This window comes from Methanosarcina sp. A14 (assembly GCF_001729375.1).
GTDB lineage: Archaea > Halobacteriota > Methanosarcinia > Methanosarcinales > Methanosarcinaceae > Methanosarcina > Methanosarcina barkeri.
In genome coordinates, this window is record NZ_LZPK01000298.1 from 1 (window position 1) to 2397 (window position 2397).

Genomic DNA, 2397 nt, shown 5'->3' on the forward strand with positions numbered 1-2397 from the left:
AATCTGAAAAAGATGAGATAAAAACTTATGAGACAGGTGAAACTGGTGATGAGATCGAATCTGAAAAAGATGAGATAAAAGCTGGTGAATCTAAGACCGAATCAGAAAACGATAAGATAAATGTAGATATTCAACCTAATGCAGAAACTAAAGTTAATGAGACAGATAAAGCTGGTGAACATGAGATGGGCAAGCCAGAACTGAATGGTTTAGAACAACAATCTGAAAACGATGAATATGGCTCAGGAAACACAATGGCTCTATCATCAAGAGAGATAGCGGATGTATTAAAGAGGAGATATCCAGGGCAAGTTAGTTCATCAACTATTCCACCAAATGACGCAAAAATGGTTCATATGGCTGGTGAAAAACATCCAATAACTGGAATTGTATATGATTTAAAAGGTTTTCCAATTTTTGATGACGTTGCTGTATTTGACACAAGAATTCCAGAAAATATTGCTTCGAAACATGATAGTGAAGCCCATAAAAGAGCTGCAACTAGATCACTTCGAAAATCACTTCAAGATCCTGATCAAAAAAGAAACGCTAGTCTGACAAGCTTTACTCCAGAACAATTGAGTGCAATAAAAGGAGGAAGAGCCCAGATTCCTGGTTTTACATGGCACCATCATCAAGACTTCTCGAGGATGCAACTTGTCCCAACAGAAGAATACCATAAGAGAACAGGACATGTTGGTGGTGAGTATATGAGCAAACAATAATTAGGCTCTTCGTCGTTTCAGATGGGTAGTTTGAAATCTAACTTTCCTAATTTTAGATAGATATTAGTAATAAAATACTGAGTGTTTCGATATCCTCTAGCATTTCTTTTTATCAACTGTACAATACTGTTAATACCTTCCACAATTCCGTTAGTGACTCTGGAATCAAAGTAGTTTAGAATTCCATCCCAATGACTTTTAATGGTTTTAGCAACCTCAATTATTGCTTCTAATCTGCTATGAGTTGCCCAAAAATACCACTTTTTTAGATATTGTTCAGCTTCCTCTCGGCTTTTGTATTCCCAGAACTTTCTAAGACTTTCTTTTATATTATATGCTCTGAATGTATCCAGTTTTTGATTTTGGAGTTTTAAAAGCCTTTTTCTCTGTTTATCAGTTAGATTTTCCTTGTTCGTAATCCATATGAATTTGGTATTTTTGAGTTCCTTTGTTTTTTTTGTTCTTGTATCCTTACTTCATTTAATCCTTCATTCATCGCTTTCATCACATGGAATTTATCGAATGTAATTTTTGCATCTGGAAATTCTATAGAAATTCCACTGATATATGAGGGAGACATGTCGCAACATACCGATTTAATGTTGCTTTTGTTTCCATTATGATCTTGCAGATCTTTGCTAAAACTGGTAATAGTTGAAGAGTCTTTTCCTTCACAAGCAAATATTACTTTTGAATCTTTTATATCAACAACAAGAGTTATGTATTCATGTCCTTTCTTGCATGAAGTTTCATCTATACCAACAACACATACATCCGATAAATCCTCTTTAGACCTTGCATTGTCAGTGTAATGGTTTATGACTCTCCAAAGCTTTTTGTCATATTCTCCAAGCAACTTCCCAATTTGTAACACTGGCATTCTTTTTGATAGCTCCAGGATCAGAGCTTCCATTCGAAGAGTAAAGTTGCTTTTTTCGCGAGCCCATGGAACTTTTATTTGAAGAACTCCACAATTTTCACATTCTATTCTTGGAATTCTACAGTGCAAATATGTAGAATATTGAAAGTAGTTAATATGCCGTAACACTTTTTCCTTAGTATCATAAGCTGAGCAGTTTGGTTTGCCACACTTAGGACAGGGAAATTTGGAACCACGTTTAAAATCAATCCAAATATTAAGTTTTTCAGATGTTAAATCAAATTCAGCATTGGTTATTTGCCAAGGTTCTTTGACATTCAAAGGTATTTCAAATGTTTTTTCACAAATGGGATATCAAACTCCTGCAGTTATTTTTATCAAATATTATAATACCTATTTATATTGTATTTTTAATATAAAAACATACCCATCTGAAACGACGAAGAGCCAATAATTAAGGCAAAACAGCGTCATGCTGCTATGTATGAGCCCCTAAACTGCCAGTTTTTTTCGCCTCCTCATAGGACAAAGGGGTAATGCTGACAATTTACTTGTATGTAAACATGCTTCTATACTTTAATAGTTCCTAGGTGTAAATTTTAGAATATTTCCTGTTGTCCAGTGACCTCATTATCTCAGCATAACTAGAATTTATCTCTTCATTTGTCTGTAAGTTTATGCCTGTTTCTACCTTTAAAACCCTAATTTGACAGATTCTGCTAATTAATACAGTATTTTCTTACACAAAACACGTTGTATCGACACATTACATTTTGGTAAACTGAAAAATGT

At 34.1% G+C, this 2397-nt stretch carries 1 protein-coding gene and 1 pseudogene; one reads left to right on the plus strand and one right to left on the minus strand.

All coding sequences use genetic code 11. The annotated features are described in order from the left end of the window. A partial coding sequence (locus A9239_RS13460; protein WP_141706469.1) for an HNH endonuclease occupies positions 1-725 on the plus strand: 725 nt, incomplete at its 5' end. 17 nt (positions 726-742) lie between these two features. Here A9239_RS13460 and A9239_RS13465 read toward each other — a convergent pair. After that, a pseudogene (locus tag A9239_RS13465) lies at positions 743-1953 on the minus strand (ISL3 family transposase). Positions 1954-2397: the final 444 nt, after the last annotated feature.